Source organism: Luteibacter yeojuensis (genome assembly GCF_011742875.1).
In the GTDB taxonomy this organism is placed as follows: domain Bacteria; phylum Pseudomonadota; class Gammaproteobacteria; order Xanthomonadales; family Rhodanobacteraceae; genus Luteibacter; species Luteibacter yeojuensis.
Genome location: NZ_JAAQTL010000003.1, coordinates 95633 through 122185, shown reverse-complemented (window position 1 = coordinate 122185; position 26553 = coordinate 95633). Strand labels below are relative to the sequence as shown.

Annotated in this window: 23 protein-coding genes; 9 read left to right on the top strand and 14 right to left on the bottom strand. The window is 66.0% G+C overall.

Annotated elements, in window-relative coordinates; all coding sequences use genetic code 11:
- Positions 1 to 7 precede the first annotated feature (7 nt).
- From HBF32_RS18080 to HBF32_RS18045, 8 genes are all read right to left on the bottom strand, one after another.
- On the bottom strand, positions 8 to 502 hold the full coding sequence (locus HBF32_RS18080) for a hypothetical protein (RefSeq protein ID WP_166701202.1): 495 nt from the start codon (positions 500 to 502) through the stop codon (positions 8 to 10).
- 114 nt (positions 503 to 616) lie between these two features.
- On the bottom strand, positions 617 to 1075 hold the full coding sequence (locus HBF32_RS18075) for a hypothetical protein (protein ID WP_166701201.1): 459 nt from the start codon (positions 1073 to 1075) through the stop codon (positions 617 to 619).
- A gap of 107 nt (positions 1076 to 1182) precedes the next feature.
- Positions 1183 to 3813 carry a magnesium-translocating P-type ATPase gene (mgtA, locus tag HBF32_RS18070; protein ID WP_166701200.1) on the bottom strand — a complete coding sequence of 877 codons (2631 nt, stop codon included), beginning with the start codon at positions 3811 to 3813 and terminating at the stop codon, positions 1183 to 1185.
- 117 nt (positions 3814 to 3930) lie between these two features.
- Positions 3931 to 4110, bottom strand: a complete 180-nt coding sequence (locus HBF32_RS18065; RefSeq protein WP_166701199.1) for a hypothetical protein — start codon at positions 4108 to 4110, stop codon at positions 3931 to 3933.
- Positions 4111 to 5154: 1044 nt separating this feature from the next.
- Entirely contained in the window at positions 5155 to 5439 is a 285-nt protein-coding gene (locus HBF32_RS18060) for a YrhB domain-containing protein (RefSeq protein WP_166701198.1), read from the bottom strand.
- Positions 5436 to 5774 (bottom strand): toxin glutamine deamidase domain-containing protein, encoded by a 339-nt coding sequence (locus tag HBF32_RS19760; protein WP_425482255.1) that lies wholly within the window; start codon positions 5772 to 5774, stop codon positions 5436 to 5438. Before HBF32_RS19760 ends, HBF32_RS18060 begins: the two co-directional genes overlap by 4 nt.
- Positions 5775 to 5793: 19 nt before the next feature.
- Positions 5794 to 6009: a hypothetical protein gene (locus HBF32_RS18050; RefSeq protein WP_166701197.1), complete on the bottom strand. Its 216-nt coding sequence runs from the start codon at positions 6007 to 6009 to the stop codon at positions 5794 to 5796.
- A 156-nt stretch (positions 6010 to 6165) separates the two neighbouring features.
- Positions 6166 to 7089: a LysR substrate-binding domain-containing protein gene (locus HBF32_RS18045; RefSeq protein WP_166701196.1), complete on the bottom strand. Its 924-nt coding sequence runs from the start codon at positions 7087 to 7089 to the stop codon at positions 6166 to 6168.
- Between the two features lie 117 nt (positions 7090 to 7206).
- Here HBF32_RS18045 and HBF32_RS18040 point away from each other — a divergent pair, with 117 nt between their 5' ends.
- Positions 7207 to 7395: a hypothetical protein gene (locus HBF32_RS18040; protein WP_166701195.1), complete on the top strand. Its 189-nt coding sequence runs from the start codon at positions 7207 to 7209 to the stop codon at positions 7393 to 7395.
- A 67-nt stretch (positions 7396 to 7462) separates the two neighbouring features.
- Positions 7463 to 8410: an aldo/keto reductase gene (locus HBF32_RS18035; protein ID WP_166701194.1), complete on the top strand. Its 948-nt coding sequence runs from the start codon at positions 7463 to 7465 to the stop codon at positions 8408 to 8410.
- A 98-nt stretch (positions 8411 to 8508) separates the two neighbouring features.
- Here HBF32_RS18035 and HBF32_RS18030 read toward each other — a convergent pair whose 3' ends face one another.
- The 4 genes from HBF32_RS18030 to HBF32_RS18015 all read right to left on the bottom strand — a co-directional run bounded on the left by HBF32_RS18030 (position 8509) and on the right by HBF32_RS18015 (position 18737).
- Positions 8509 to 10746 (bottom strand): NADP-dependent isocitrate dehydrogenase, encoded by a 2238-nt coding sequence (locus HBF32_RS18030; RefSeq protein ID WP_166701193.1) that lies wholly within the window; start codon positions 10744 to 10746, stop codon positions 8509 to 8511.
- Between the two features lie 163 nt (positions 10747 to 10909).
- Positions 10910 to 14044 carry an efflux RND transporter permease subunit gene (locus tag HBF32_RS18025; RefSeq protein WP_166701192.1) on the bottom strand — a complete coding sequence of 1045 codons (3135 nt, stop codon included), beginning with the start codon at positions 14042 to 14044 and terminating at the stop codon, positions 10910 to 10912.
- Between the two features lie 133 nt (positions 14045 to 14177).
- Positions 14178 to 17423 (bottom strand): efflux RND transporter permease subunit, encoded by a 3246-nt coding sequence (locus HBF32_RS18020; protein ID WP_166701191.1) that lies wholly within the window; start codon positions 17421 to 17423, stop codon positions 14178 to 14180.
- Positions 17424 to 17492: 69 nt separating this feature from the next.
- Positions 17493 to 18737 (bottom strand): efflux RND transporter periplasmic adaptor subunit, encoded by a 1245-nt coding sequence (locus tag HBF32_RS18015; RefSeq protein WP_166701190.1) that lies wholly within the window; start codon positions 18735 to 18737, stop codon positions 17493 to 17495.
- A 362-nt stretch (positions 18738 to 19099) separates the two neighbouring features.
- Here HBF32_RS18015 and HBF32_RS18010 point away from each other — a divergent pair, with 362 nt between their 5' ends.
- Positions 19100 to 19597, top strand: a complete 498-nt coding sequence (locus HBF32_RS18010) for a c-type cytochrome (protein ID WP_166701297.1) — start codon at positions 19100 to 19102, stop codon at positions 19595 to 19597.
- 92 nt (positions 19598 to 19689) lie between these two features.
- Here the strand turns inward: HBF32_RS18010 and HBF32_RS18005 are convergent, their stop codons facing one another.
- Positions 19690 to 20280, bottom strand: coding sequence for an acyl carrier protein phosphodiesterase (locus tag HBF32_RS18005; protein ID WP_166701189.1), 591 nt, complete (start codon positions 20278 to 20280; stop codon positions 19690 to 19692).
- A 96-nt stretch (positions 20281 to 20376) separates the two neighbouring features.
- Here HBF32_RS18005 and HBF32_RS18000 point away from each other — a divergent pair, with 96 nt between their 5' ends.
- The 4 genes from HBF32_RS18000 to HBF32_RS17985 all read left to right on the top strand — a co-directional run bounded on the left by HBF32_RS18000 (position 20377) and on the right by HBF32_RS17985 (position 23452).
- On the top strand, positions 20377 to 21027 hold the full coding sequence (locus HBF32_RS18000) for an alpha/beta hydrolase (protein WP_425482254.1): 651 nt from the start codon (positions 20377 to 20379) through the stop codon (positions 21025 to 21027).
- Between the two features lie 5 nt (positions 21028 to 21032).
- Positions 21033 to 22136: a cell division protein ZapE gene (gene zapE / locus HBF32_RS17995; protein ID WP_240148056.1), complete on the top strand. Its 1104-nt coding sequence runs from the start codon at positions 21033 to 21035 to the stop codon at positions 22134 to 22136.
- Positions 22137 to 22226: 90 nt separating this feature from the next.
- Positions 22227 to 22670 carry a hypothetical protein gene (locus HBF32_RS17990; RefSeq protein WP_166701186.1) on the top strand — a complete coding sequence of 148 codons (444 nt, stop codon included), beginning with the start codon at positions 22227 to 22229 and terminating at the stop codon, positions 22668 to 22670.
- Positions 22667 to 23452 (top strand): N-acetylmuramoyl-L-alanine amidase, encoded by a 786-nt coding sequence (locus tag HBF32_RS17985; RefSeq protein WP_166701185.1) that lies wholly within the window; start codon positions 22667 to 22669, stop codon positions 23450 to 23452. The genes HBF32_RS17990 and HBF32_RS17985 overlap by 4 nt, the downstream gene beginning before the upstream one ends.
- An 84-nt stretch (positions 23453 to 23536) precedes the next feature.
- On the opposite strand, the gene ltaE is transcribed toward HBF32_RS17985, so the two are convergent.
- Positions 23537 to 24550: a low-specificity L-threonine aldolase gene (gene ltaE / locus HBF32_RS17980; RefSeq protein ID WP_166701184.1), complete on the bottom strand. Its 1014-nt coding sequence runs from the start codon at positions 24548 to 24550 to the stop codon at positions 23537 to 23539.
- A 93-nt stretch (positions 24551 to 24643) separates the two neighbouring features.
- Between ltaE and HBF32_RS17975 the strand changes: the two genes are divergently transcribed.
- Positions 24644 to 25159 (top strand): gluconokinase, encoded by a 516-nt coding sequence (locus HBF32_RS17975; RefSeq protein WP_166701183.1) that lies wholly within the window; start codon positions 24644 to 24646, stop codon positions 25157 to 25159.
- Positions 25160 to 25277: 118 nt separating this feature from the next.
- Entirely contained in the window at positions 25278 to 26492 is a 1215-nt protein-coding gene (locus tag HBF32_RS17970; protein ID WP_166701182.1) for an MFS transporter, read from the top strand.
- Positions 26493 to 26553: the final 61 nt, after the last annotated feature.

Sequence of the window (26553 nt, the reverse complement as noted above, 5' to 3'; positions counted from 1 at the left end):
GCGAGCATCAATACAGGCAATTGCTCACGCTGTCGTAAACGGAATGGCGCGACATCGGAAGCTTCGCGTTCAAGGGATCGCCCCCGTCCATCACCTCGTAGAACGCATCGACAGGCGTGTTCTTGGCGAGCATCAGCTTGCATTTGAACAGCCTGGCCGAGGTCGTCACCGCGCCGGTCTTCTTGTTCACGCCGGAGCTGCTGCCCGCGAACGTCCAGACGCACTGCTTCAGGGTCGACTTGGTGCTATCCACCGAGCAGCGCAGGTCCATCGGCCGCAGGTTGGAGAACTCGCCTTCGCAGAAGGTGTCGCCACAGACGCTGTCGAAACCCGCGACGAGCTTCGCCTCGGCTCCCATGAAGCGATCCATGCCGGCTCCCATGGCCGGCCAGTCGATGACATCCACGTAACGCTCCGCTGCGGCTTCCGCGGCGCCCGCCGTGCCGGCGAACCCGGCAACCGTGAGGACGAGAAGGCCTGCGGCGAGGGTCTTTCGAATCATGCTGGTGTCTCCGTTGGGGTGGAGGGTGTATGAAACCCTCGCCGCGACCACGCGTCTGTCCCTCGATGCCCATGGGCCCGTGTAGCGGTAATCGCAGGCGGCATGTGGGAGACCTCACCGCAGGCAGTCGCGCAGGCTGTCGTAGATGACGCGGTGGGTCATCGGAAGTTTCGCGTGCAGCAGCTCCGCGCCATGGAGGGCTTCGTACAACGAATCCACCGGCGTATCCCTGGCGATCGGCAGCCGGCACGCGTAGACCCGTGAGGATGCCCGCACCGCGCCGGACTTCGGGTGAACGCTGGTACTGCTGCCGGAGAACATCCACAGGCATTGCCGCACCGTTCCCTTGCGGGCATCCACCGAGCAACTCAGTTGCATGGGACGCAGGTTGGCATAGGTGTCTTCGCAGAAGGTGTCGCCGCAGAGGCGCTCGAAGCTCAGGCCGAGCAGGTATTCCATGGTCGCGAAGCGGGCCATGCCGGCCTCTTTCGTCGGCCAGTCGATGGCGTCGACGTGGTGGGCGGAGGCTGGGGAAAGGGTGAAGAGACTAAGGGCGACGGCGCGTCGAAGCATGGCGGTTTCTCCGTTGGGAGGCGCTAATGAAGCACTGCCCCGCGGGAACGCGATATTCCTTATCGCCCACGCTTCACCGTAGCCTGTCATCCCTGCGCAAGCCGGGGTTACAGCCAGCGGCCATACCGGCGTATGTAGATCGTCTTCACCACTTGGGTCAGCACGCAGTAGCTCGCCAGCGTCAGCGCCAGCCACGCGAAATAGATGCCGGGCAGCGGATGCATGCCGATGCGCGCGCCCAGCCCCGAGTACGGAATGAGCATGCCGACCACCATGATCGCACCGGTGAGCGCGAGCACCGGTGCCGACGCCATGCTGCGCAGGAACGGCACGCGCCGCGTACGGATCATGTGCACCACGAGGGTCTGCGAGAGCAGGCCCTCGATGAACCAGCCCGACTGGAACAACGACTGGTGTGCCACGTCGTTCGCACCGAAGACGTGCCACATCAGCCAGAAGGTGGTGATGTCGAACACCGAGCTGACCGGCCCGATCCAGGCCATGAAACGCCCGATGTCGCCGGCATCCCACTTGCGCGGCCGACGCAGGTATTCCTCGTCCATGCGGTCGAACGGGATCGACAGCTGCGACAGGTCGTAGAGCAGGTTCTGCACGAGGATCTGCAAGGGCAGCATCGGCAGGAACGGGAGGAAGGCGCTCGCCACCAGCACGCTGAACACGTTGCCGAAATTCGAGCTGGCGGTCATCTTGATGTACTTCATGATGTTGCCGAAGGTGACGCGGCCCTCGACCACCCCCTCCTCCAGCACCATCAGGTTCTTTTCCAGCAGGATGATGTCCGCCGACTCCTTGGCGATGTCGGTGGCGGTATCCACCGAGATACCTACATCGGCGTCGCGTAGCGCCGGTGCATCGTTGATACCGTCGCCAAGAAAGCCGACGGTGTGGCCGAGACGCTGCAACGACTTCACCACGCGCGCCTTCTGCACCGGCGACATCTTCGCGAACACGGTGGTCCGGCCGACCATCGCGTCGAGTGCCGCGTCGTCGAGCTGTTCGATGTCGCGGCCCTGCGCGGAGGCTTCCACGTCGAGACCGACCTCGACGCAGATCTTTCGCGTGACGGCCTCGTTGTCGCCGGTGATCACCTTCACCGCGACGCCATGGTGGTGCAGCGCGCGGATGGCGGTGGCCGCCGAATCCTTCGGCGGATCCAGGAAGGCCAGGCAACCGACGGCGGTGAGGCCGGATTCGTCGGCGACCCCGTATGCGCGGTCGCCGGACGGATCGCGGCGGATCGCCACGATAAGGACGCGCAGGCCGTCCTCGTTGAGCCGGTGGGTCATGGCGCGGATGGCGAGCCGCTTCTCCTCGGTCATCGGCTCGACGACGTCGCCGGTGCGCGCCTGCGTGCAGATGCCCAGCATCTCCTCGACGGCACCCTTGCAGACCAGCAGCTGCTCGCCCTGCCCGTCCGTCACCACCACGGACATGCGCCGGCGCTGGAAGTCGAAAGGAATCTCGTCGACGATGCGGAAGCGGCGGGCGGCCGGCTCGAGGTCGCGGTGCGCGAGGACCGCCTTGTCCATCAGGTTGCGCAAGCCGGTCTGGAAGCGGCTGTTGAGGTACCCGTATTCGAGCGCCTCGTCGGAGTCCTCGCCGGCGAGATCGACGTGGCGCTCCAACACGATCCTGTCCAGCGTGAGGGTGCCGGTCTTGTCCGTGCAGAGCACGTCCATCGCGCCGAAGTTCTGGATCGCGTTGAGGCGCTTCACCACCACCTTGCGCTTCGACATGGCGATGGCGCCCTTGCCGAGATTGGCGGTGACGATCAGCGGCAGCATCTCGGGCGTGAGGCCGACGGCCACGGACAGGCCGAACATGAAGGCCTCCAGCCAGTCGTGCTTGTCGAAGCCGTTGACGACGAAGACGACGGGCACCATCACCGCCATGAAGCGGATGAGCAGCCAGCTGACCGAGGAAATGCCGCGATCGAAACTGGTCTGCACGCGCTCGCCGGCGAGCGTGTGTGCCAGCGAACCGAGATAGGTACGCGGACCGGTGGCGAGGACCACGGCGGTGGCGCTGCCGGAGACGACGTTGGTACCCATGTAGCAGACCGTCGGCAGGTCGAGCGGAGCCGCCGACGCGTCGACGGCCGTGGTGCCGTTCGGCGCCACCTTCTCCACCGGGATCGATTCGCCGGTGAGGATGGCCTGGCTGATGAACAGGTCCTTCGCGGCCAGCAGGCGCAGGTCGGCCGGCACCATGTCGCCGGCACCGAGGTGCACGATGTCGCCGGCGACCAGTTCCTCCACCGGCACCTCGATGCGTTCGGCATGCCCGTCCGCGGCGCGGCGGGTCACCGTGGCCGTGTTCCGTACCATCGCCTTCAGCGCTTCGGCCGCGCGCGACGAACGAAATTCCTGGGTGAACGACAGCAGCACGCTGATGCCGACCATCGCCGCGATGATGGTCGGCCCGGTGTAGTCGTCGGGTTCGGTGAACAGTTGCACCACCGCGAGCACCAGCAGCACGACGATGAACGGATTGCGGAAGGCGCGCAGCAGCTGCACCGACCAGTGCGGTGGCTTCTCGTGACCGACTTCGTTGACGCCGTCGCGGTCCAGCCGCTCCGAAATGGCGGTTTCGTCGAGACCGTCGGGACGCGCGTCCAGCGCGCGCAGCAGTTCGTCCGCGGGACGGTAGGCGTCCGCGGCGACGGCATGGGCGTTGGTCCTGGCGGCAACGGCCGCCTGCGAGGTGTGGATCTTCATGGCTCGCTGCCTTCCGGACGCCGGTCCGGTCGGGCGCGAGCGGTCCTCGGCGTCAGCCGATGATGTTCGCGCCGGCGCGAAGCCGACGTGCGGTGTCGTTAGGGTCTATGTCGCTGTTCATGGCCGCGAGAGTTTGCCATCCGCCGGTTTCGCCGGGCTTTCGGCGGTATCGAGCGAGCGCGGCACGGTGACCGTGCGCTTGGCCGGCACGGGTCCGGTGGCGCGGCGACGGGCGAGTGCGAAGGCGAGACGGCGACCGAACATGCGTGGACCGGTCTTTTCGAGCTGGAGGTTCATGGCTCAATCCTCGAATAACGGAAGCTCACGGCTTCCGGACGAGGAGAGCCGGACTTTCCCTAGCGGAGGAAAGCGCCGGCCGACCGGGTGCGGTCGCCGCGGGCGATGAGTTTTGCCAGCGCCGGGACCCGATGCGTGCGGGAGCCGGCGCGTCGACTAGGGTAGACGTCCATATGCCTGGATAAGCTAAGGAGGATGCCGTCACGCGAAACGCCACGCGACAGCCGGGGAATTGTCGCGCCGCAGCGTGGGCCGGTCAAGGGGAAGGGGCGACCCTTTAGCTGAACGTGGGGCTTTTCACTGTCCTGGCTCGCCCACTCGCAAGCCCGTCAAACCTCATCCCGAGGCGGAGGAAAATGAATGCTCGCTAGCAACATTGAAACTATGCCGCCTAGAGCCCCACCCTTGAAGGCAATAAACCATGCCGCCTTCACATCGAACTCCAAACCAACAATCAAGAAATGAATGTACGGAACTACCAAAGCGAATCCAAAACCGTTGCAAAATGGATTAAGCCCACGAGGAGAAGTCTAAAGACCATACTTATTTTCATGACTGACCGCATTGTCTACGGCTATCCTAGTTGTTTTAGCGCTGGCATCGCGAGTCCAATCAGTCGCCGGCTGCCATACGGCTCTCGGTTCTTAGCTATCCTGCTGGAACCGAGGACATCAAGTTCTATCCACCTCCATCAATTCTGATCTCGCGGCGCCGGTAGGCGGATGCTTGCCAATAGCATCCCAATAGATCCAGCAAGAGGCCCTCCCTTGAAAGCGATGAACCACACGGCCCTGAGATCAAACCTCCAACCCATCAGTAGGCTCTCGATGTAGGGAATCCCTAATGAGAAAGCAAAAACGACCGCAAAGAACCAATAACCCACGACCAAGATCCGGAATACCCTAATTATTCTCATACCCGGCCGATCCATCGACATTAATTTCCGCCACCTTCTCTCTTACTGCGCCTGCAATTTCCGAAGCCAGCGGTCCCGCCGTTTGTAGAAGCCACTAGGCGAGGAAACAGCCGCTTCTCAACAGCCTGCTAACCGCCTATAGCATGCCCTCTACGTCGCGCGTACTCTTCGATCTGCACCTCCACCGGCCTATACGTCACCAGAATTAAAAGATCGCCAGTTTCTCGATCGATCAACATCGGACCATTCCCTGCAAGAAGGGATGAGGGGTCCCCCGTCTCCAGGTATTCCTTGGTTTGATAGTAGAACAGCCAACCTACCGGAAACTCATCGCAACTAGTAACTTGCAAAGCCATCTCGGATTTCCCGAGATGCTCGTTCACCTTAGCCAGAGCAACGTTGTAGTCAATCATTTGTTTGTCCTCAATAATTTAAATACTTTAAATTGCTCAAAATTTGCAACTTGGCCTGTTTGCCCGTCAAGGAACCGAACCACGCCATTCTGATTTACCACGTTGAAGACATGACCAAGCCGACCATCCTCCGTTGCTCCGAAGACTATGCCCCTTGCACCCGGACCAGCACCTAATATCGTCGCGTATATCTCGTCCGAGCCTTTCATGCTCTGAAACCTGGCTCCAAACTGCTTCTCTAGTACCGAGATTGGCACTCCAGTAGTCGAGCTGATCGGCAACGCAGAGGCCGGGTTGCCCGCAAGTGTTGCATCTGTCGCAACCGAGCAGTTCACACAATTATGTGTCCGGCCATCAATGGGAAATCCCGGATTTATATTTCGAATTTATCTTGTTATGCGAAATACCTTTCGCGTTGGGAGCAACGATATTCACCACCGGCACACCGTTCGCGGCTGAATCCATCTTCGGGCGGTGGGCGCCTGTGGCAGGATCCGGTACCTGCTGTGCTCGCGACACGACCGGCGTTCCCAGGGTGGTGAGTACAATCGCCAGTGCGAGCGGGCGCATCGCGCATCCGCCGTGTTCCCCTGCTGCTTTCATTGGATGCGGCCCCGCCGTCGCTCAGAGGGGAGCTATTCCAATCGAGGCAGGTCGACTAAGCCATGGCGCGGGAGCGCGCGTTCTCGTAGGTTCTATCCGATTGTGAATCGGGCAAGAGGCAGCTCAGGGAAGGTATCGCCAGGCGCCAAGGCGGGTGCCGTCGCCCAGGCCTTCCTCGTATTCCCTGGCCTCGGCGAGCAGCCATTCGCGGAAACGGGAGACGCCGCTGTGCGCTTCGGACCGCTTGGGATAGACGAGGTAGTACGCCTCCGTGACACGCAGGCGCTCTTCGCAGAGCACGGTGAGCGCGCCGCATTCGATGAGCGAGCGCGCCATGACCAGTCGGCCGAGGGCCACGCCCATGCCCTCCAGTACCGCGCGCTGCAGGTGCTCGGTGTTGTCGAAGCGGGCGACATAGCGCGAAGGCAGGGGCATGCCGAAGGCTTCGGCCCAGTTGTTCCAGCGACCCGAGGGATCGCCGAGCAGCGGCCAGCCCTCGAGCGACGTCCCGGGGAGGCCGCCCATGCGACGGACCAGGGACGGGCTGGCGATGGGCACGATGTATTCGTCGAACAGGCGGTCGGCCTTCGTGCGCGGCCAGGAGCCGAGACCGTAACGGAAGGCCACGTCGACGGTGGGCTCGCGGTCGAAATCGACCACCGATACGGACGAATGCAGGCTCAGCTCCAGCTCCGGATGCTTGCCGACGAGGCGCGGCAGGCGCGGCACGAGCCAGCTCGAGGCCACCGAGGGAAGCACGCTGAGCGTCACGGCGTCCTGATGGCGCCCCTCGTAGCGGCCGAGCGCTTGCTCGATGCCTTCGTAATGGTGGCCGATGGCCTCGAGGAGGTTGGCCCCTTCCGTGGTCAGGGTGACACCCCGCGGACCGCGGTCGAACAGGGAACGTCCGAGGCGTTCCTCCAGGTTGCGGATCTGGTGGCTGAGCGCGCTGACGGTCAGGTTCAGCTGTTCCGCGGCGCGCGAGAGCTTGCCCGTGCGGGCGACCAGGACAAACCCCTGAAGCTGACCGAGCGGCAACCGGGACATGTGAAAAATCCTCAAGACCGGGTTGCAAACATATCGCTTTTTGCGAACCCGCGGAACGGGCACCCTTTAGCTCCCCTGTAGTCGCAAGGCATTGCGGCGCTCCCGCTGGAGGTTGTCATGGCATCGATTTTCACTGGCTTGGCCTTCATGCATGGCCATATCGTCGATCGCGAACTCGTGCTCCGCCTGGGGCGTGGCGACCAGGATCGCGGGGCCGGCGTCCGCCGGACCGAGACGCCCGCGCGGCCCTGCTGCGACACGCCGTCCCTCCGTGCCCCGCTCCAGCCGACCTGCGCCACCTGCTGAGGCAGACACGCCGCTTCAACCTGGCTTGCGTCATCATGGGTGTTTTCCGCCCCAAGGGAGATGACGCATGAAGCTTCGCCAACTCGGCCGTTCGCCCCTGCATGTGGCTCCGCTCGCCTTCGGGGGCAACGTGTTCGGATGGAGTGTCGACGAGCCACGCTCGTTCGACCTTTTGGACGCCTTCGTGGACCACGGCTTCAACCTCATCGACACCGCCGATGTCTATGAAGCCTGGGTGCCCGGCAACGAAGGTGGCGAATCCGAGACGATCATCGGCAACTGGCTCGCGCGGAGCGGCAAGCGCGACCGGGTGGTGATCGCCACGAAGGTGGGCAAGTGGGCCCGCTATCCCGGCCTGTCGCCGACCAACATCCGCGAGGCCGTCGAGGACTCCCTGCGCCGCCTGCGCACGGACCGCATCGATCTTTACCAATCCCACGAGGACGATCCCAAGGTTCCCCTCGAGGAAACGTTGCGCGCGTTCGACGACCTCGTGACGGCCGGCAAGGTGCGCGTCGTCGGCGCGTCCAACTACGCGTCCACGCGCCTCCAGGACGCACTCGATACCAGCGCGGCAAAAGGGCTGGCGCGCTACGAATCGATGCAGCCCGAATACAACCTCATGGATCGAAAGGGCTTCGAGGAAGCGCTGCAACCACTGTGCGTGAAGGAGCAGGTCGGCGTCATCAGCTACTACTCGCTGGCCAGCGGTTTCCTGAGCGGCAAGTATCGCAGCGAAGCCGATCTCGGGAAGAGCAAGGCGCGCGGCGGAAGGGTGAAGTCGTACCTCGGGGAGCGCGGCTCGCGGGTACTTGCCGCACTCGACCAGGTCGCCGAGGCGCAGCACGCCACGCCCGCGCAAGTCGCCCTGGCCTGGGTGATGGCCCAGCCCGCGATCGCGGCCGCGATCGCGAGCGCGACGTCGGTGGAGCAGCTGGACGACATCGCGAAGGCGGCGTCGCTGGTGCTTACGGCCGAAGAATTGGCGACCTTGAAAGCCGCCAGCGATTCATGAGCGGCTCCTACCTCCTGTAGGAGCCGCTATAGCGGCGAGGGCCAACGAAGCGGCGAGGCGACCTGCCTCGCCGGCATGCCGGCTCATACATGCAAGCATCAGCCCGAAGCGCGGAGTCCGTCGATCGCCGCGTTGAACGTGGCGCTCGGACGCATGGCGGCGTCGACGCGTCGCATGTCCGGGTGATAGTAGCCGCCGATCTCCTGCGGCTTGCCCTGCGCGGCGATGAGTTCGGCGTCGATCTTCGCCTCGTTCTCTTCCAGCGCCTTCGCCACACCGGCGAACTTCGCCTTCAACTCGGCATCGTCCGACTGTGCGGCAAGCGCCTGCGCCCAATACAGGGCGAGGTAGAAGTGGCTGCCGCGGTTGTCGATCTCGCCGACCTTGCGCGCCGGGGACTTGTTGCTGTCGAGGAAACGGCCGTTGGCCTGGTCGAGCGTCTTCGCGAGCACGCGTGCTTGCCGGTTGTCGTAGCGCTCGGCGAGGTGCTCCAGCGATGCGGCCAGGGCGAGGAATTCGCCCAGCGAATCCCAGCGCAGGTAGCCCTCTTCCACGAACTGCTGCACGTGCTTCGGCGCGGAGCCGCCCGCGCCCGTCTCGAAGAGGCCGCCACCGGCCATCAGCGGCACGATGGAAAGCATCTTCGCGGACGTGCCCAGTTCCATGATCGGGAACAGGTCGGTGAGGTAGTCGCGCAGCACATTGCCGGTCACCGAGATGGTGTCCTCGCCCTTGCGGATGCGAGCGAGCGAGAACGTCGTGGCCTCCACGGGCGGGAGGATGCGAATATCGAGTCCGGCGGTGTCGTGGTCCTTGAGGTAACGCTCGACCTTGGCGATCACCTGCGCGTCGTGCGCGCGGCGCTTGTCGAGCCAGAACACGGCCGGCGTGGACGAGAGGCGGGCACGCTGCACGGCGAGCTTCACCCAGTCCTGGATCGGCGCGTCCTTGGTCTGGCACATGCGCCAGATGTCGCCCTGCTCCACGGCATGCTCGAACACCACCGTACCGTCTTCCGCCACCACGCGAACGCTGCCGTCCGCGACCATCTGGAAGGTCTTGTCGTGCGAGCCGTATTCCTCGGCCTTCTGCGCCATGAGGCCCACGTTCGGCACGCTGCCCATGGTCGCCGGATCGAATGCGCCGTGCGCAATGCAGTCCTCGATCACCGCCTGGTATACGCCCGCATAGGAGCGGTCGGGAATCAGGGCCTTCGCGTCCTGCAGCTTGCCCTCGGCGTTCCACATGCCGCCGGAGTCGCGGATCATCGCCGGCATGGACGCGTCGACGATGACGTCGCTGGGCACGTGCAGGTTGGTGATCCCCTTGTCCGAGTTCACCATGGCCAGGCCCGGGCGCTGCGCGTACTCCGCCTTCAGGTCGGCCTCGATCTCTGCACGCTTGCCCGCTTCGATCCTGTCCAGACGCGCGTAAAGGTCGCCGATGCCGTTGTTGGCGTCGAAACCCACCTGCTTCAGCGTGTCGGCGTGCTTTGCCAGCACGTCCTTGTAGAACTCGCGCACCACGATGCCGAACATGATGGGGTCGGAAACCTTCATCATCGTGGCCTTCAGGTGCAGCGAGAAGAGCACGCCCTTCGCCTTCGCATCGGCGATCTGCGCGCCGACGAAGGCCGCGAGCGCCTTGCGGCTCATCACGGCGGCGTCGACGATCTCGCCCGCCTTCACGGCGACCTTTTCCTTCAGCACCTTCGTGGCGCCGTCCCTGCCGACGAATTCGATGCGCAGGTTACCGGCCTTGTCCATCGTGGCGGACTTCTCGCTACCGTAGAAATCGCCGCCGTCCATATGCGCGACATGCGACTTCGATTCCGGCGACCACTTGCCCATGCGGTGCGGATGCTTGCGGGCGTAATTCTTCACCGAGAGCGGGGCGCGGCGGTCTGAGTTGCCTTCGCGCAGCACCGGGTTCACCGCGCTGCCCATGGCCTTGCCGTAGCGCGCGTTGATGTCCTTCTCTTCGTCGGTGGAGGGTGCGTCCACATAGTCGGGCAACCGGTAGCCCTGCGACTGCAGCTCGCGGATGGCGGCCTTCATCTGCGGCACGGAGGCGCTGATGTTCGGCAGCTTGATGATGTTCGCATCCGGCGTGGTGGCCAGTTCGCCCAGTTCGGCCAGGTGGTCGCCGATCTTCTGCGCGTCGGTGAGGCGGTCCGGGAACTGCGCCAGGATACGGCCGGCCAGCGAGATGTCGCGCGTTTCCACCGCCACGCCCGCGGTGCCGGCGAAGGCCTCGACGATGGGCAGGAAGGAGGCGGTGGCGAGGAACGGCGCTTCGTCGGTGAGCGTGTAGATGATCTTGGGCGAGCTGGACATGTTCGGCAATCCTTGGGGGGAAAACCTGTCCATTGTGGCGCAAGCCCTGTAGGAGCCGCTATAGCGGCGAGGGGCCGCGCCTCGGGCTTCAAAGCCTGGGGGACCTCGCTTGCCGTTTCATTGCTTCGTTGGCTTCTCGCCGCTATAGCGGCTCCTACAAGGATCAGGAGGCCCTGGCCAGGGCCTGGCGCCGCTCTTTCCGCCGCTCTTTCCGCCGCACCTTGCGCGCCTTCCAGCGCTCCGACAGGCAGGCGAAGATCACGTACAGGGCCGGGGTGGAGAGCAGGGTCAGGCTCTGCGAAATCACCAGGCCGCCGATCATCGCGATACCGAGCGGGCGGCGCAGTTCCGCACCCTCGCCCAGGCCGATCGCCAGCGGCGTGGCGGCGAGGATCGCCACCATCGTGGTCATCATGATCGGCCGGAAGCGGACCAGGCAGGCCTCGCGGATGGCTTCCTTGTAGGTCAACGCATGGTCGCGCTGGGCTACCAGGGCGAAGTCGATCATCATGATCGCATTCTTCTTCACGATGCCGATGAGCAGCACCAGCGCGATCATCGCCACCACCGACAGCTCGGTATCGGTGATGACGAGCGCGGCCAGCGCGCCCACGCCCGCGGCGGGCAGCGTCGAGATGATCGTCACCGGGTGGATGAGGCTCTCGTAGAGCATGCCCATCAGCAGGTAGACGACGACGATCGCGGCGAGGATCAGCAGCGGCATGTTCCTCTGCGCCTGCTGGAACCGGCCGAAGCTGCTGCCGGTATCCAGGTGGATGTCGCCGGGCATGCGCATGCCCTCGACCGTCTTCTGGATGATGTCCACGGCCTCGCCCATGCTCACGTTGGGCGCGAGGTTGAAGCTGACATCCATGCTCGTGTACTGGTCCTCGTGCACGATCTGGGTAGGCGCGAGGCCCGGCTCCTGCCGCGTCACCGCGGTGATCGGCACCATCGCGCCGGACTTCGCGCGCACGTAGATCTGGTTCAGCGCCTCGGGAGTGGCCGCCATCTGGGGCAAGGCGTTGACGATGACGCGATACTGGTTGATGTCCGAGTAGATGGTGGACACGGCGCGCTGGCCGAAGGCGTTGTACAGGGCGCCGTCGATGTCGCCGATCGACACGCCCAGCCGCGCGGCCGTGTCGCGATCGATGACCATGTTCTGACGAAGGCCCGCGGCGTCGATGTCGCTGCCGACGTCCTTGAGCATCGGGTTCTTCTTCAGCGCGTCCACCAACTTCGGTATCCACGCCTGCAGCTCGGCGACGTCGTCGCCCTTCAGCGAGACCGAGTACTGCCCGCCCTGCGAACTGCCACCGCCGCCGCCCGTGGGCAGGTCCTGGATGGGCCGCAGGCGCAGGTTGAGGTCGGGATACTTGTTCGCCTTGGCCGAGAGGCGGTCGAGCACCACGAAGGTGCTTTCCTTGCGCCCCTCGTCCATCGTCTTCAGCTCGATGTTGAAAAAGCCGCTGGAGCCGGTCCGGCTCGTTCCCAGTCGCGAGCCGACGGCCTTCACCGCGGGATCGGCCAGCAGCATCTCGGTGATGCGCGCCTGGCGCTCCTTCATCTCGCCGAAGGACACGGTGGAACCGGAGGTGGCGCGGGCACCGATCAGGCCGGTGTCCTGCGGCGGGAAGAAACCGCCCTTGACCATGCCGGCGAGGACGATGGTGACACCGACCAGGACCAGCGGCGTCAAGGCCATGAGCAACGCGTGGCGCAGCGTCCAGTCCAGCGCCCGGCGGTATGCGCCGAGCAGGCGGGCCTGGGCGCGCTCCAACACGTGGCCCAGCCGCGATTCCGGCTTGGCGTCCTTGTGCGCGGTGAGGAAATGCGCGCAGAGCGACGGCGTGAGCGTCAACGACACCAGCGCCGAGACGACGATGGCCGAGACCAGCGTGACGGTGAATTCCTTGAAGAACATGCCGATGACGCCGGGCGCCAGCAGCAGCGGGATGAACACCGCGACCAACGAGCCGGTGATCGAGACGATCGTGAAACCGATCTCGCGCGCGCCGAGCAGCGCCGCCTCGAAACGGGGTATTCCCTCGTCCATGTGGCGGATCACGTTCTCGATCACCACGATGGCGTCGTCGACCACGAAGCCGATCGCGATCACCAGCGCCAGCAGCGTGAGGTTGTTGAGGGTATAGCCGAAGGCGTACATCGCGATGAACGCGCCGGCCAGGGACAACGGCACGGCGAGGCCGGCGATCAGCGTCGGCGCCAGGCGCCGAAGGAACAGCGCCATCGTCATGATGACCATGGCGAGGCTGATCAGCAGCGTGGCCTGCACCTCGTGCAGCGAGGCGCGGATGGTCGGCGTCCCGTCGAAGAACGAATGCAGCCGCACGCCGGCAGGCAGCCAGCTCTGCATCTGCGGCATCAGTGCCTTCACCCGGTCCACCGTCTCGATGACGTTGGCGTCCGCCTTCTTGTAGACGTACATCAGGATACCCGGTCGGCCGTTGAACCAGGCGGCCTGGTATGCGTCCTGCTGGCCGTCGTAGACCTTGGCGATGTCCGAGAGGCGGATCGGCACGCCGTCCTTGACGCCGATGATGAGCTTCGCGAATTCGTCGGCCTTGTGCAGCGAGTCCGTCGCGGTGACCGCCATGGTCGTGTGACCGTCGCTCAGGAAACCTTGCGGCGACGTCACGTTGGCCGCGGTAAGCGCATTGCGCAGCTGGTCGGGCGAGAGCCCCATGGAATTCAGCGCACGCAGGTTTACGTCCACGCGGATCGCCGGCGTGGCGCTGCCGGCGATGTCGACGCTGGCGATGCCTTCCTGCTGGCGCAGGCGCTGGGCGAGCACCGAGTCCGCGATGTTGTAGAGGTCGGTGGGCGCCACGCTGTCCGAGGTGAGCGCCAGCACGATGATCGGATCGTCGTTCGGGTTGGCCTTCGTATAGGAAGGCTGGTTGAGCAACCCGGAGGGCAGGTCGGGCTGTGCCGCGTTGATCGCCGCCTGCACATCGCGCGCCGCGGCATCGATATTGACGCCGTTCTGGAAGAACAGCAGCACGAAGGCACTGCCCTCGGAGCTATTGGAGCGCATCGTCTCCACGCCCGGCACCTGGCCGAGGTGCCGCTCCAGCGGGGCCGCGACGGTCGAGGCCATCGTGCTGGCGTCCGCGCCCGACTGGGACGCCTGGACGAAGATGGCGGGGAACTGGATGTTGGGGAGGGCGGCCACCCCGAGCAGGGCATAGCAGATGACGCCGATCGCGAAGATGCCGATCGCCAGCAGCGACGTACCGATGGGGCGACGGATGAACGGACCGGAGATATTCATTGCGCGGACAGGCTTCTGGGAGGCGTGGGAATTCGGGGCATCCGGTCCCTAACGCGCCAGCCGGAAAAAGGTTTCGCCGGGCGGCGAACCGTCCGGCGAAAAGGGGGTGGCTCGGTGGCCCGAAGCCGGGCCGTCATCCGCCCGCGGCTTGGGGTTCGGCGTCGTGCGCCAGGGCGCGTCGTCGCTTGCGCTCGGCCAGCCAGTCGGAGAACCGCTCCATGTACAGGTAGATCACCGGCGTGGTGTAGAGCGTGACCAGCTGCGAGAGCAGCAGGCCGCCGACGATCGACACGCCCAGCGGCTTGCGCAGTTCCGAGCCGATGCCGTTGCCCAGCGCCAGCGGCAAGGCGCCGAGCAGCGCCGCCGCCGTGGTCATCATGATCGGGCGGAAACGCAGGAGGCAGGCGCGGCGGATGGCCTCGGTGGCGTTCATCCCGGTGCGCTTCGCCTCGATGGCGAAGTCGATCATCATGATCGCGTTCTTCTTCACGATGCCGATCAGCAGCACGATACCCACGATGCCGTCCACGGACAGGCTCATGCCGCACATCAGCAACGCCAGGAGGGCGCCCACGCCGGCGGGGGGCAGCGTGGAGATGATCGTCAGCGGATGGATGTAGCTCTCGTAGAGCACGCCCAGCACGATGTAGATGACGATGATGGAAGCCAGGAGCAGCAGGACTTCGTCGCCCACGGACGAGGAGAATTCCGCCGCCTTGCCGATGAACTGGCCGCGCACCTGCGGCGGGAAGTTCATCTGCTGCTCCACCTCGTGGATCGCGTCCACCGCGGTCGACAGCGAATAGCCCGGTGCGAGGTTGAACGAAATGGTCACCGATGGCAGTTGCTGCAAGTGGCTCACCACCAGCGGGGCGCTGGTGAGCTTGGCGCTCGCCAGCGCCGCGAGCGGGATCGTGCCGCCGGCACCGACCTGGAAACCCACGTTGCCGGTGTTGCCGATGCCCGCCGGCGTGGCCGAGTTGCTCGAGGCCAGCTGGCCGAAGCTGGTGGCGTTGGAACCGGTGAGCGCGCCGTTGCCATTGCCGCGCACGGTGAGCTTGTTCAGCAGGTCCGTGCTGTTGCGGTATTCCGGCGACACCTCCAGCACCACGCGGTACTGGTTGAGCTGGGTGAAGATGGTGGAGATCTGGCGCTGTCCGTAGGCGTCATAGAGCGTGTCGTCGATCGTCTGCACCGGCACGCCGAGGCGGCTGGCGCTATCGCGGTCGATGGTGAGCTTCAGCGCGTTGCCCTTGTCGGCGAGGTTGTTGTCGACGTCGGCCAGCTCGGGCCGCTTGCGCAGCGCCGAGGTCATCTGCTGGGCGTAGCCGGCAAGCTCGCTCGAGTTCACGTCCGACATCGAGTACTGGTACTCGGTGGCCGACACCTGGCTGTCCAGCGTCACGTCCTGCACGGGCTTCAGGTAGAGGGCCACCCCGGCCACGTTGGCCACCGCCCGCTGCAGGCGCGGCAGCACCTCGTCGAGGCCGTCGCGATCGCCGCGGTCCTTCAGCACCAGCGAGATCTGGCCCTGGTTGAGCGTGGGATTGATCGAACCCGCGCCGATGAACGCGGCCACGCCGGCCACGGCGGGGTCCTTGGCGAGGGCGTCGGCCACGGCCTTCGTGCGCTGTTCCATCTGCGGGAAGGCCACGTTCTGGTCGGCCTGCACGACGGCGGTGATGAGGCCGGTGTCCTGTTCGGGCAGGAGTCCCTTCGGGATCACCACGTAGAGCGCGACGGTGAGCGCCACGGTGAGTCCCGCCACGATCATCGTCAGCGGGCGATGGTCGAGCACCCAGTCCAGGCTGCGGCCGTAGCCCTCGACGATGCGCGACCACGTGGTGTGCTTGCCCGCCGCGGCGGCGTGCTCGTGGGCATCCTCGGCGTCGGGCAACTGGTCGGCACGCAGCAGGTACGCGCACATCATCGGCGTGAGCGTCAGCGACACCAGCATCGAGATCGCCACGGCGATCGTCAGCACCCAGGCGAACTCGTGGAACAGGCGACCGGTGACGCCCGGCATCAGCAGCAGCGGCAGGAACACCGCGATCAGCGACACGGTCAACGACAGCACGGTGAAGCCGATTTCCTTCGCGCCGACCTCGGCCGCGGTCTTCGCGTCCTGGCCCTGCTCGATGTAGCGGACGATGTTCTCGATCATCACGATGGCGTCGTCGACCACGAAGCCGGTCGCGACCGCCAGCGCCATCAGCGAGAGGTTGTCCAGCGACATCCCCGCGAAGGCCATGACGCCGAACGTGCCCATGAGCGACAGCGGCACGGCCACCGAGGGGATCACCGTGGCCCACAGGCGGCGCAGGAAGACGAAGATCACCGCCACCACGAGGCAGATGGTGAGGATGAGGGTGAACTGCACGTCCTCGACCGAGGCGCGGATGGTGATCGTGCGGTCCGAGAACACCTTCAGGTGCACGTCGGCCGGCAGCACTTTCTGCAGGTCGGGGATGGTCTGGCGGATCTGCTGCACCGTCTGCACGATGTTCGCGCCGGGCTGGCGGCGGATGTCGAGCAGCACGGCGGGCTTGCCGTTGGCCCAGGCGGCGAGCTGGTCGTTCTCCACGCCGTCGACCACGTTCGCCACGTCGGACAGGCGCACGGGTGCGCCGTTCTTGTAGCTGATGATGGTGTCCTTGTACTCCGCGGCGTCGGCGAGCTGGTCGTTCGTGCCGATGCTGTAGGACTGGGTCTTGCCGTTCAGCGTGCCCTTGGGCGCGTTGACGTTGGCCTGGGTGAGCGCGCTGCGCACGTCTTCCATGGTCAGGCCGAGGTTGGCCAGCTGCGCCGGGTTCACCTGGATCCGCACGGCCGGGCGCACGTTGCCGGCGATGGAGACGAGACCCACGCCCTGCACCTGCGAGAGCTTCTGCGCCAGGATCGAATCCGCGTAGTTGTTGACGTCGCGCAGCGGACGGGTGTCCGACGTGAGCATCAGCGTCATGATCGGCGCGTCGGCCGGGTTCACCCGGTTGTACACCGGCGGATAGGGCAGGTTGTTGGGCAGCGTGCCGCGCGCCTGGTTGATCGCCGCCTGCACGTCCTGCGCCGCGATGTCGATGTCGCGGTCCATGTTGAACTGCAGGATGATCGTGGACAGGCCCGCCGACGAGTCCGAGCTCATCATGTTGAGGCCGGAGATCTGGCCGAAATTACGTTCCAGCGGCGTGGTGATAAGCGCCGCCATCGTCGTGGCGCTGGCACCCGGGTACTGTGTGGTGACGACCAGGCTCGGCGCGTCGATCTCCGGCAGCGCCGACACCGGCAGCTGGCGATAGCCGAGGATGCCGAGCAGCAGCACCGCCACCATGAGCAGTGACGTGGCGATCGGCCGGCGGATGAAGAGTGTCGAGAAACCCACTGTGTGTTCCTGGTGTCGGGACCTCGCGGTCCGTGGTCGGCGCGCCCGTCGTGGGCGCGCCGCACGCTATCAGCCGCCGCGGCGGCGGCCTTGGCCCTTCTTGGCGGCGGCCTTCTGCAGTTCGTCGGCCGTCGGCGCGGCAGGCACCTGGCCAGGCGCCAGAGGCTGCACCTTCGAGCCCGGCTTGAGACGGAACTGGCCCTCGGTCACCACCTTCTCGCCCAGCTTCACGCCCTTGCTGAGCAGCACGTGGCTGTCGCCGACTTCGCTGGCGGTTTCCACGGCCTGCATCTTGACCGTGTTGTCGCCCTGCACGAGGTACACGTAATCGCCCTCGGGGCCGCGCTGCACCGCCTGCGCGGGCACCACGAGGCCACCCTTCACCGTGCGGACCCTCACGCGGGCGTTCACGAACTGGCCCGGCCAGAGCTCGGTCTTCTGGTTGTCGAACAGCGCGCGCAGGCGGAACGTGCCCGTGGTGGTGTCGATGGCGTTGTCGATCACGTCCAGCTTGCCGGTAGCCATCACGTGGGCATCCACGCGATCGAGCGCGTCGACCTGCAGCGGCGTGGCCGGGTCCGCGCGCATGGCGCTGCGGACGAGGTCGAGGTTCTTCTCGGGCAGGTTGAAGGACACGTAGATCGGATGCACTTCGGTGAGGGTCACGATCGAATCGGTCGTCGAGACGATGTTGCCCACGTCCACGGCGCGGATGCCGGCGAGGCCGTCGATGGGCGCCACCACCTTGGTGAAGCCCAGCTGCACCTGCGAGGCCCGGATGGAGGCCTGGTCGGCGACCACGGTGGCGCTGGCCTGGTCGAGCGTGTTCTTCAGGTTGTCCAGGTCCTGCTTGGAGACGTACTGCTGGCCGCCCTTGCTGACGAGGTTCTGCGAACGCTCGAGGTTGTTCTTCGCGGTGGCCGCCGCGGCCTGGTCCTGGCGCAGCTTCGCCACGGCCTGGTCGTACTGCGACTGGATGGTACGCGGGTCGATTTCCGCGATCACGTCGCCGGCCTTCACTTCCTGGCCTTCCTGGAAGTTGAGCTTCATCAGCTGCCCGCCCACCTGCGGGCGCACGACCACGGAGTTACGCGCCTGGGCGGTGCCGGTGGCGACGAGATAGACCGGCACGTCCTGGGACACGACCGGAACGACGGTCACGGGCACCGGCGGCTGCTCGCCCTGGCCTTCGCCATTGGGCTTGCCCTGAGCATTGGCGGCGCCAGCGTGGTGGCCCAGGCGGGGAACGACAATAATGCCCGCTATCACCAGAACCACGATGACCGCCAGCGCGATCTTCCAAAAACGCGACATGCAACACTCCCAGATGAATAGCCGGACGGCCTCACAGTTCCGTCCGATGCGCCCTGCGCCACGGGGGTTTATACCCCCAAAAGGTTAACGATAGACGGCGCCAATATAGGTGTACGGGAACGGGATTGAACAATGCCGGTTGACAGGGGTATGGCATGACTGACGACATGTCCCCGGATACTTCCCCCCACGGCCGCCGAAACCGGGACCGCTGACTCGCGCGGAGGTTCCGCTATACTCGCTGGGTTCGACGCCGCGTAGCGGCCGGCAGGCACGCCGGATCCCGGGGAGGGGGACGGCACACCCAAAATCAGTGGAGTCAATGCGTGAGCGGTTCTCCGAGCAAGTCCGACCAGAACTTCATGCGTCAGTTCTCGTGGCTGACCGCGGGCCTCAGTGTCCTGGCCCTCGTCCTGATGGTCATCGCGTATGCCATCTATAGCAACATCCCGAAAGAGCGGGATCCGGCGGTAGCGAAGCGCACCGAGGCCCGGATCGCCCCCGTCGGCGGCGTCTACGCCGGCGACACGGGCCGCGCCGCGATGCTGGCCGCCCAGGAAGCCGCGGCCAAGGCAGCCGCCTCGCAGGTCGCCTATGGCGGCAGCACCGACGGCAAGACCATCTACGACAACCTCTGCCATAGCTGCCATACCGCCGGCGTGGCCGGTGCGCCCAAGCTGGGCGACAAGGGTGCGTGGGCCGCGCGTATCGCCCAGGGCTTCGCCACGCTCGCCAAGCATGCGATCGAGGGCTACACCGGTCCGGACGGCAACCACATGCCGGCGAGGGGCGGCAATCCGGCCCTCACCGACGAGCAGGTCACCAATACGGTGAAGTGGATGGCCGACCAGGCGAAGTAAGGTCCGGTCCCGATGACGGAAAAAGCCGCGAGCGATCGCGGCTTTTTTGTTCCGAAAGCCTTCGCAGGGGCGAGGGCCATTCGGGAGTAGGGTTATCGAGGGCGCCGGGCGATCCGTTCTTCCGCGAACGCCTGCAAGTCCGGGAAGAACGCGGCGAAAGTTCTTTCGAGCGAGCCGGACTGCGCCTGGAGCACCTCGACGCCGTCGGCCACCGGATTGGCTCGCGACAGGCGCTTCGAGATGCCGGCAAAGGCGCCGGCCACGCGCTCGATGTGCACGTAGCCAGCCGGCAGGCCGTGCCGGTCCATGTAGGCAAGGAAACGCTTCAGCCCATCCGGCAGGAGGCCTTCGGCGGCATGCAGCTCCGCGCGGATGCCCGCGGAAAATTCCTCCAGCGGCGTTTCGCTCCATGCCGCGAAGTCGCGAGCCAGCAGGTGGTCGAACCACACGTCCAGCAGGATGCCCGCGTAACGGCGGAACGGCGGCGGCATGCGTTCGCGCGCCGCGCGCACCTCCGGATGGCTGTCGGTGAAGGTGTCGATGGCGCGATGGAGGTAGATGCCCTCGCGGACCCGCTCGGGAAGCGACGGATCCGGCGTGCCGTGGACGAAATCGCCCATTGCTCCGCCGAGCCGGAGCGCCGCGTCGTTCCCCGCCAGGAGGGCGTGCGCCAGCACGTTCATCGCATGGCCTCGCCGCGAGGGTGGCGGGCAGCGGGTATCATGGCGGACATGAGCGATCTTCTACCTGCAGCGCCGGATCAGTTTCCGGCCGATACCATGAGCTTCGCGCTCGCCGGCCCCGTGGGCAAGCTGGAATGCGAGAGCAAGGCCGCATCCGCCGATGTCGCACGCGACGGCGTGGCCGTGATCTGCCATCCGCTTTCCACCGAGGGCGGCACCATGCATAACAAGGTGGTGACCATGGTCGAGCGCGCGCTGCGCGAGTCGGGCCTGGACACCGTCATCTTCAACTTCCGGGGCGTGGGCCGGTCCGAAGGCGACTTCGACAGCGGCCAGGGTGAAAGCGACGACCTCGCCGCCGTCGTCGCGTGGGTGCGCAGGGTCCGGCCGGGCGCCGCCCTGTGGCTGGCGGGATTCTCCTTCGGCAGCTACGTGACCCTGCGCAATGCGGCGAAACTCGGAGCGGACGCGCTGGTGAGCATCGCGCCGCCCGCGGCGGGACGCGGCTGGGATTTCTCCCAGGTGGAACTCCCCTCGTGCCAATGGCTTGTGGTCATGGGCGACGCCGACGAGATCGTGGAGCCGCAGGCCGTGTACGACTGGGTGGACAGCCTGCCCGAAACGAACCGCCCCCATCTGGTGAGGATGGAAGAGACCAGTCATTTCTTCCATCGCCGCCTCATGGACCTGCGTGGCGTGATCAAGAACGCCGTGAAGGACTGGCTGCCGGGGCTGCGAAAGGCATGACCTGCATGGAAGCGACGCCCGGGGAACGTTACCGGGACGGCATCGCGGGCCACCGCTGGGAATCCGACCCGGCCCAGCTGCCGGTGATCGTGGAATTCGACCGCCTGCATGCCGCGCTGTGCGCGCCCGACCCGGGCAACGGCGGCCTCTTCGGCCGCCTGCGCAACATGCTCGGCAACGAGCCGCGCCGGAGCGTGCCGGGACTGTACCTCTGGGGCAGCGTCGGACGCGGCAAGACGTTCCTCATGGACCTCTTCGTCTCGAGCCTGTCCCCCGGCCTCGCCCTGCGCCGGCATTTCCACCGTTTCATGCTCGAAGTGCACGCGACGCTGCGCGAACTCGGCGACCGGCAGAGCCCGCTCGACGAAGTGGCCGAGCGACTCGCCGCGAAATGCCGCGTGCTCTGCCTCGACGAATTCCTCGTCTCCGACATCGGCGACGCCATGATCCTCGCCGGCCTGCTCGAAGGGCTGTTCTCGCGAGGAGTCAGCCTCGTGACGACCTCGAACACGCCCCCTGGAGGCCTCTACAAGGAAGGTCTGCAGCGGGCGCGCTTCCTCCCGGCCATCGCGGCCATCGAGAAGCACTGCGTGGTCCACGAGATGGTCTCGCCGCGCGACTGGCGCCTGCGCGCGCTCAGCCAGGCACCCGTCTACCTGGTGCCGCCGGGCGCGGAAGCGGAACGCTCGCTCGCCCGGATCTTCGCGGACCAGGCCCAGGGCCCCGTCGTCGAGAACGGCAGCATCCACGTGCAGGGCCGGGACGTGACCTTGCGCAAGCGCGCCGACAACATCGTGTGGTTCGACTTCGCCGCGCTGTGCGAGGGTCCACGCGCCGTCGCGGATTACATCGAGCTGGCGAAGGCCTATCCGATGGTGATCATGTCCAACGTGCCGCAGTTCACCGTCTACACCGAAAACGAGGCGAAACGCTTCGTCCTCCTCGTCGACGAGTTCTACGACCGGAACGTGAAGCTGGTATTGTCGGCGGCCGCGCCGATCACCGAGCTGTACGACGGCAACAAGGTCCGCGCGGAGTTCGGCCGCACCGAATCGCGTCTCATCGAAATGCAGAGCGAGGACTACCTTGGCCGTGACCATAAACCCTGACCCGACGTGGACGGAAACGGCTGTTCCGTCGCATCCCCCAACCCGCATGCTTCATGGGCGGGTCTCCCGCGCCATCTGACGAGGTACGCCATGGAACATTGCGAGCTGATCCCCGGTCGCGGCATTCGTCGCGACGATATCGACATCTTCTTCGGCATGCCGCGCACGAAGCTGCGCCAGGCCCTCCGGAACGAGAAGCCCGGTGGCGACTCCATGTGGGACGACGAGGACGAATACACCGACGCCGAGGGGGGCGATTGGCTACGCCTGCGTTTCCTCGACGACAAGCTCTGCGACATCGAGGTCCTCGGCGGGAGCCTCATCCACGAAGGCATCGAGCTTCTCGCCACCGACATCCACACGCTGCGCAACGACCTGGGGCGCGGCGGCATGGCCCTCGAGAAAACCGAGTGGCTTTCCGAAGGCCACGACTGCGTCGACCTCCAGATCGTGGTGGCCTCGCGCGAGGACAGCGGCGAGGTGGGCGCCGAGATCGCCTGGGTCATCACCAGCAGCGACTTCCGCGTCGAATGACGCGGCCCCTCGCCGTCGTGCGCCGCCTGGGCGTCGCGGCCGCCGTGGTGGCGCTGTCCGCCCTCGCCGGCTGCGCCACGCCGCGCGTTCCGCCGCAGCGCAGCCCTCTCGCGCACTGGACGCCTTCGCCGAACTACAACGCGCGCAAGGCCCAGATCATCGTGCTTCACCACACCTCGATCGGCGACGCGAAGGAATCGCTGCGCGTCCTCAGCACGCACAACAGCGAAGGCCAGGTCAGCGCCCACTATCTCGTGGAAGCCGACGGCCGCATCGACCAGTTGGTGGACGACGGCGATCGCGCGTGGCACGCCGGCGCGTCCAGCTGGGGTGGCATGACCGATCTCAACTCGTCGTCCATCGGCATCGAGATCGACAACGACGGCGAATCGCCCTTCAGCCAGCCACAGATCCAGTCCCTGGTGACGCTGCTCGCGGATCTCACCTCGCGCCTGGGCATTCCTCGCGAGGCCGTGGTCGGTCACGGCGACATCGCCCCGGGCCGCAAGAACGATCCCAGCGCACTGTTTCCCTGGGCCACACTGGCCAGCCATGGTTTCGGCCTCTGGCCGGATGCCGTCCTGATCCCCGCCCCGCCCGGTTTCGACAGCCTCGCGGCCATGCGCCTCGTCGGCTACGACGTGTCCGATCCGCGTGCGGCCATCGCGGCGTTCCATCGCCACTACCGCGCGATGGAAAACGACGCGCCCCTCGACACGACGGATGCGGCGATCCTCTACTCCCTGCAGCGCAAGCTGATGGCGCCGCGCGCCACCCCGTAGGAGCCGCTATAGCGGCGAGGGCACCTGCCTCGCCGCTTCATCGCCTCGTTGGCTTCTCGCCGCTATAGCGGCTCCCACATCGCTTTAGCAGGCGAACGATGCGAACGCGGCGATGGTCCTTTCGATCCCTTCATCGTCCACATCCAGATGGGTCACCATGCGGATCGACGGCAGGTAACCGATACTGAGCTTCACGCCGTGCGTGTCCATGTGCGTGGCGAGATCCTTGAGGCGCGCCGCCGGCACGTCCACGAAGACCATGTTCGTATGGCAGCCCTTGACCTCCAGCCCCTCGACCCTGCGCAGGCCGTCCGCGAGGCGCGCGGCACGCGCGTGATCGTCGGCAAGGCGTTCCACGTGATGATCCAGAGCATGCATCGCCGCCGCGGCGAGCATCCCGGCCTGGCGCCAGCCGCCGCCGGCTACCTTGCGCCAGCGCCGCGCGCGCTCGATCAGCGCGGCGTCGCCCAGCAGCACGGAACCGACCGGCGCGCCCAGCCCCTTGGACAGGCATACCGATACGCTGTCGAACGGCGCCGCCACGTCCCGGGCCGGACGCCCGTACGCCACCGCCGCGTTATAGAGACGGGCACCGTCGAGGTGGAACCCGAGACCGCGACGGGTCGCGAGGTCGCGCGCCTTCCCCAGGTATTCGAACGGCAGCGGGCGACCATGCCACGTGTTTTCCAGCGTCAGTAGCCGCGTACGCGCGAAATGCGGGTCCACCGGCTTGATCGACGCCTCCACCTTGTCCAGCGGAAGCGTGCCGTCGGCATCCTGCACGATCGGCTGCGGCTGGATCGAGCCCAGCACGGCCGCGCCGCCGCCTTCGAAGCGATAAGTATGCGCGTCGGCGCCCACGATGTATTCGTCGCCGCGCTCGCAGTGGCTCATGAGCGCCAGCAGGTTGCTTTGCGTGCCCGTGGGCACGAACAAACCGGCGGCGAAACCCAGGTCCGCGGCCAGGCGATCCTGCAAGGCGTTGACCGTGGGGTCTTCGCCATACACGTCGTCGCCAACCGGCGCACGGAGCATGGCTTCGCGCATGGCATCGGTGGGCCGGGTTACCGTGTCGCTGCGCAGGTCGATCGTTTCCATGGGGATGCCGCTTCCTCGGTGGTGGCGAACGACGATGGTAATCGATGCCGTTCACGGTTCCCTAGCGACTGTGCCGCGGCTAAGCTCGGTGCCATGATCACGATCCTCATGGGCGTCTCCGGCAGCGGAAAGAGTCGCATCGGCGAGGCGCTCGCCACGCGGCTGGGTCAGGCCTTCCTGGATGGCGACGACCTGCACCCGCCGGCGAACCTCGCGAAGATGGCCCGCGGCCTGCCGCTTGACGACGACGATCGTCGTCCCTGGCTGGAGGCCATCGTGGCCGAGATGGACAGGTACCGCGCGTCCGGCGAATCGCTGGTGCTCGCCTGTTCCGCGCTCAAGCGACGCTATCGCGATTTCCTGCGGTCGGGGCATGAGGATGTGCGCTTCGTCTACCTGCGCGGCACGCGTGAACTGCTGTCCGAACGGCTCGGTCGCCGCGCGGGGCATTTCTTCGATCCGAAGCTCCTGGACAGCCAGCTGGAGACGCTGGAGGAGCCGGCGGCGGAAGAAGCACTGAGGGTGGACGTCGGGCCGCCGCCGGCCGAGATCGTGGAATGCATCATCCGGGACGGGTGTCACCGGACCGACGACGAACACAGGCCTTGAGAAACTGACTGCCGGCACCGGCCTGGCCGGCGATTCCACGGCGATGGGCAAGGCCGGGCAGTAGTCCCGCGGCTCGCCTCGTGCTCTCATATCGCTTCCCCACACCCAGGAAACGCCCATGCAAGCCCCCGTCGACGCGGCGCTGGACAGTCGGCGCGCGGACACGACCGTCTTCGGCGTGATCTTCGCGATCAGCTTCTGCCACCTCCTCAACGACATGATGCAGTCGCTGCTCCCGGCGATCTATCCGGGCCTGAAAACGGACTTCCAGCTCGACTTCGGCCAGATCGGTCTCATCACCCTCACCTACCAGATCACGGCGTCGATCCTGCAACCCCTCGTGGGCCTGTACGCGGATCGCCGACCGACGCCGCTGGCCTTGCCCGCCGGCACGCTGTTTTCCCTCGCGGGCCTGCTCGTGCTCTCGGAGGCGCATGCGTATCCGGTCCTGCTGGTCGGCGCCGCCCTGCTCGGCATGGGCTCGTCGGTGTTCCATCCCGAATCCTCGCGCGTGGCGCGCATGGCCTCGGGCGGTCGGCACGGTCTCGCGCAGTCGCTGTTCCAGGTGGGCGGCAATGCCGGCCAGGCGCTCGGTCCTCTTGCCGCCGCCCTCGTCGTCGTCCGCTGGGGCCAGTCGAGCCTGGCGTTCTTCGCGCTGCTGGCGCTGCTTTCGTGCGCGGTGTTGTGGAATGTCAGCCAGTGGTACCGCCATCACGGCCTGCCGCGCCTTAAGACCGGCGCCGGTATCCACCACGACGCCGTACCGGCGAGTGCCGAGGCGCGTCGCGGCATCGCGGTGCTGCTCGCACTGATCTTCTCGAAGTACGTCTACCTCGCCAGTCTCACGAGCTACTTCACCTTCTACCTGATCCACCGCTTCGGCGTATCGGTGGAGAGCGCGCAGTACTACCTCTTTGCCTTCCTCGGCGCGGTGGCGGTCGGCACCATCCTCGGCGGACCGTTGGGCGACCGCTTCGGCCGCAAGCACGTCATCTGGTTCTCGATCCTGGGCGCGCTGCCGTTCACGCTGCTGCTCCCGCACGCGAACCTGTTCTGGACGGCGCCGCTCGCGATCGTCATCGGATTGATCCTGGCCTCGGCGTTCCCCGCGATCGTGGTCTTCGCGCAGGAACTGGTACCGGGGAAGGTCGGGATGATCTCCGGGTTGTTCTTCGGCTTTTCGTTCGGCATGGGCGGCCTCGGGGCCGCGGTGCTCGGCGAGCTGGCCGACCACATCGGCATCGAGGCCGTATACCGCATCTGCGCATTCCTTCCGGCGATCGGCTTGCTGGCGGCGTTGCTGCCGGATCCGAAGCGGCTGGCCACTCGCTGAGTCCGCAGGAGCCGCCATAGCGGCGAAAGGCCAACGAAGCGACGAAGCGGCGAGGCACGTT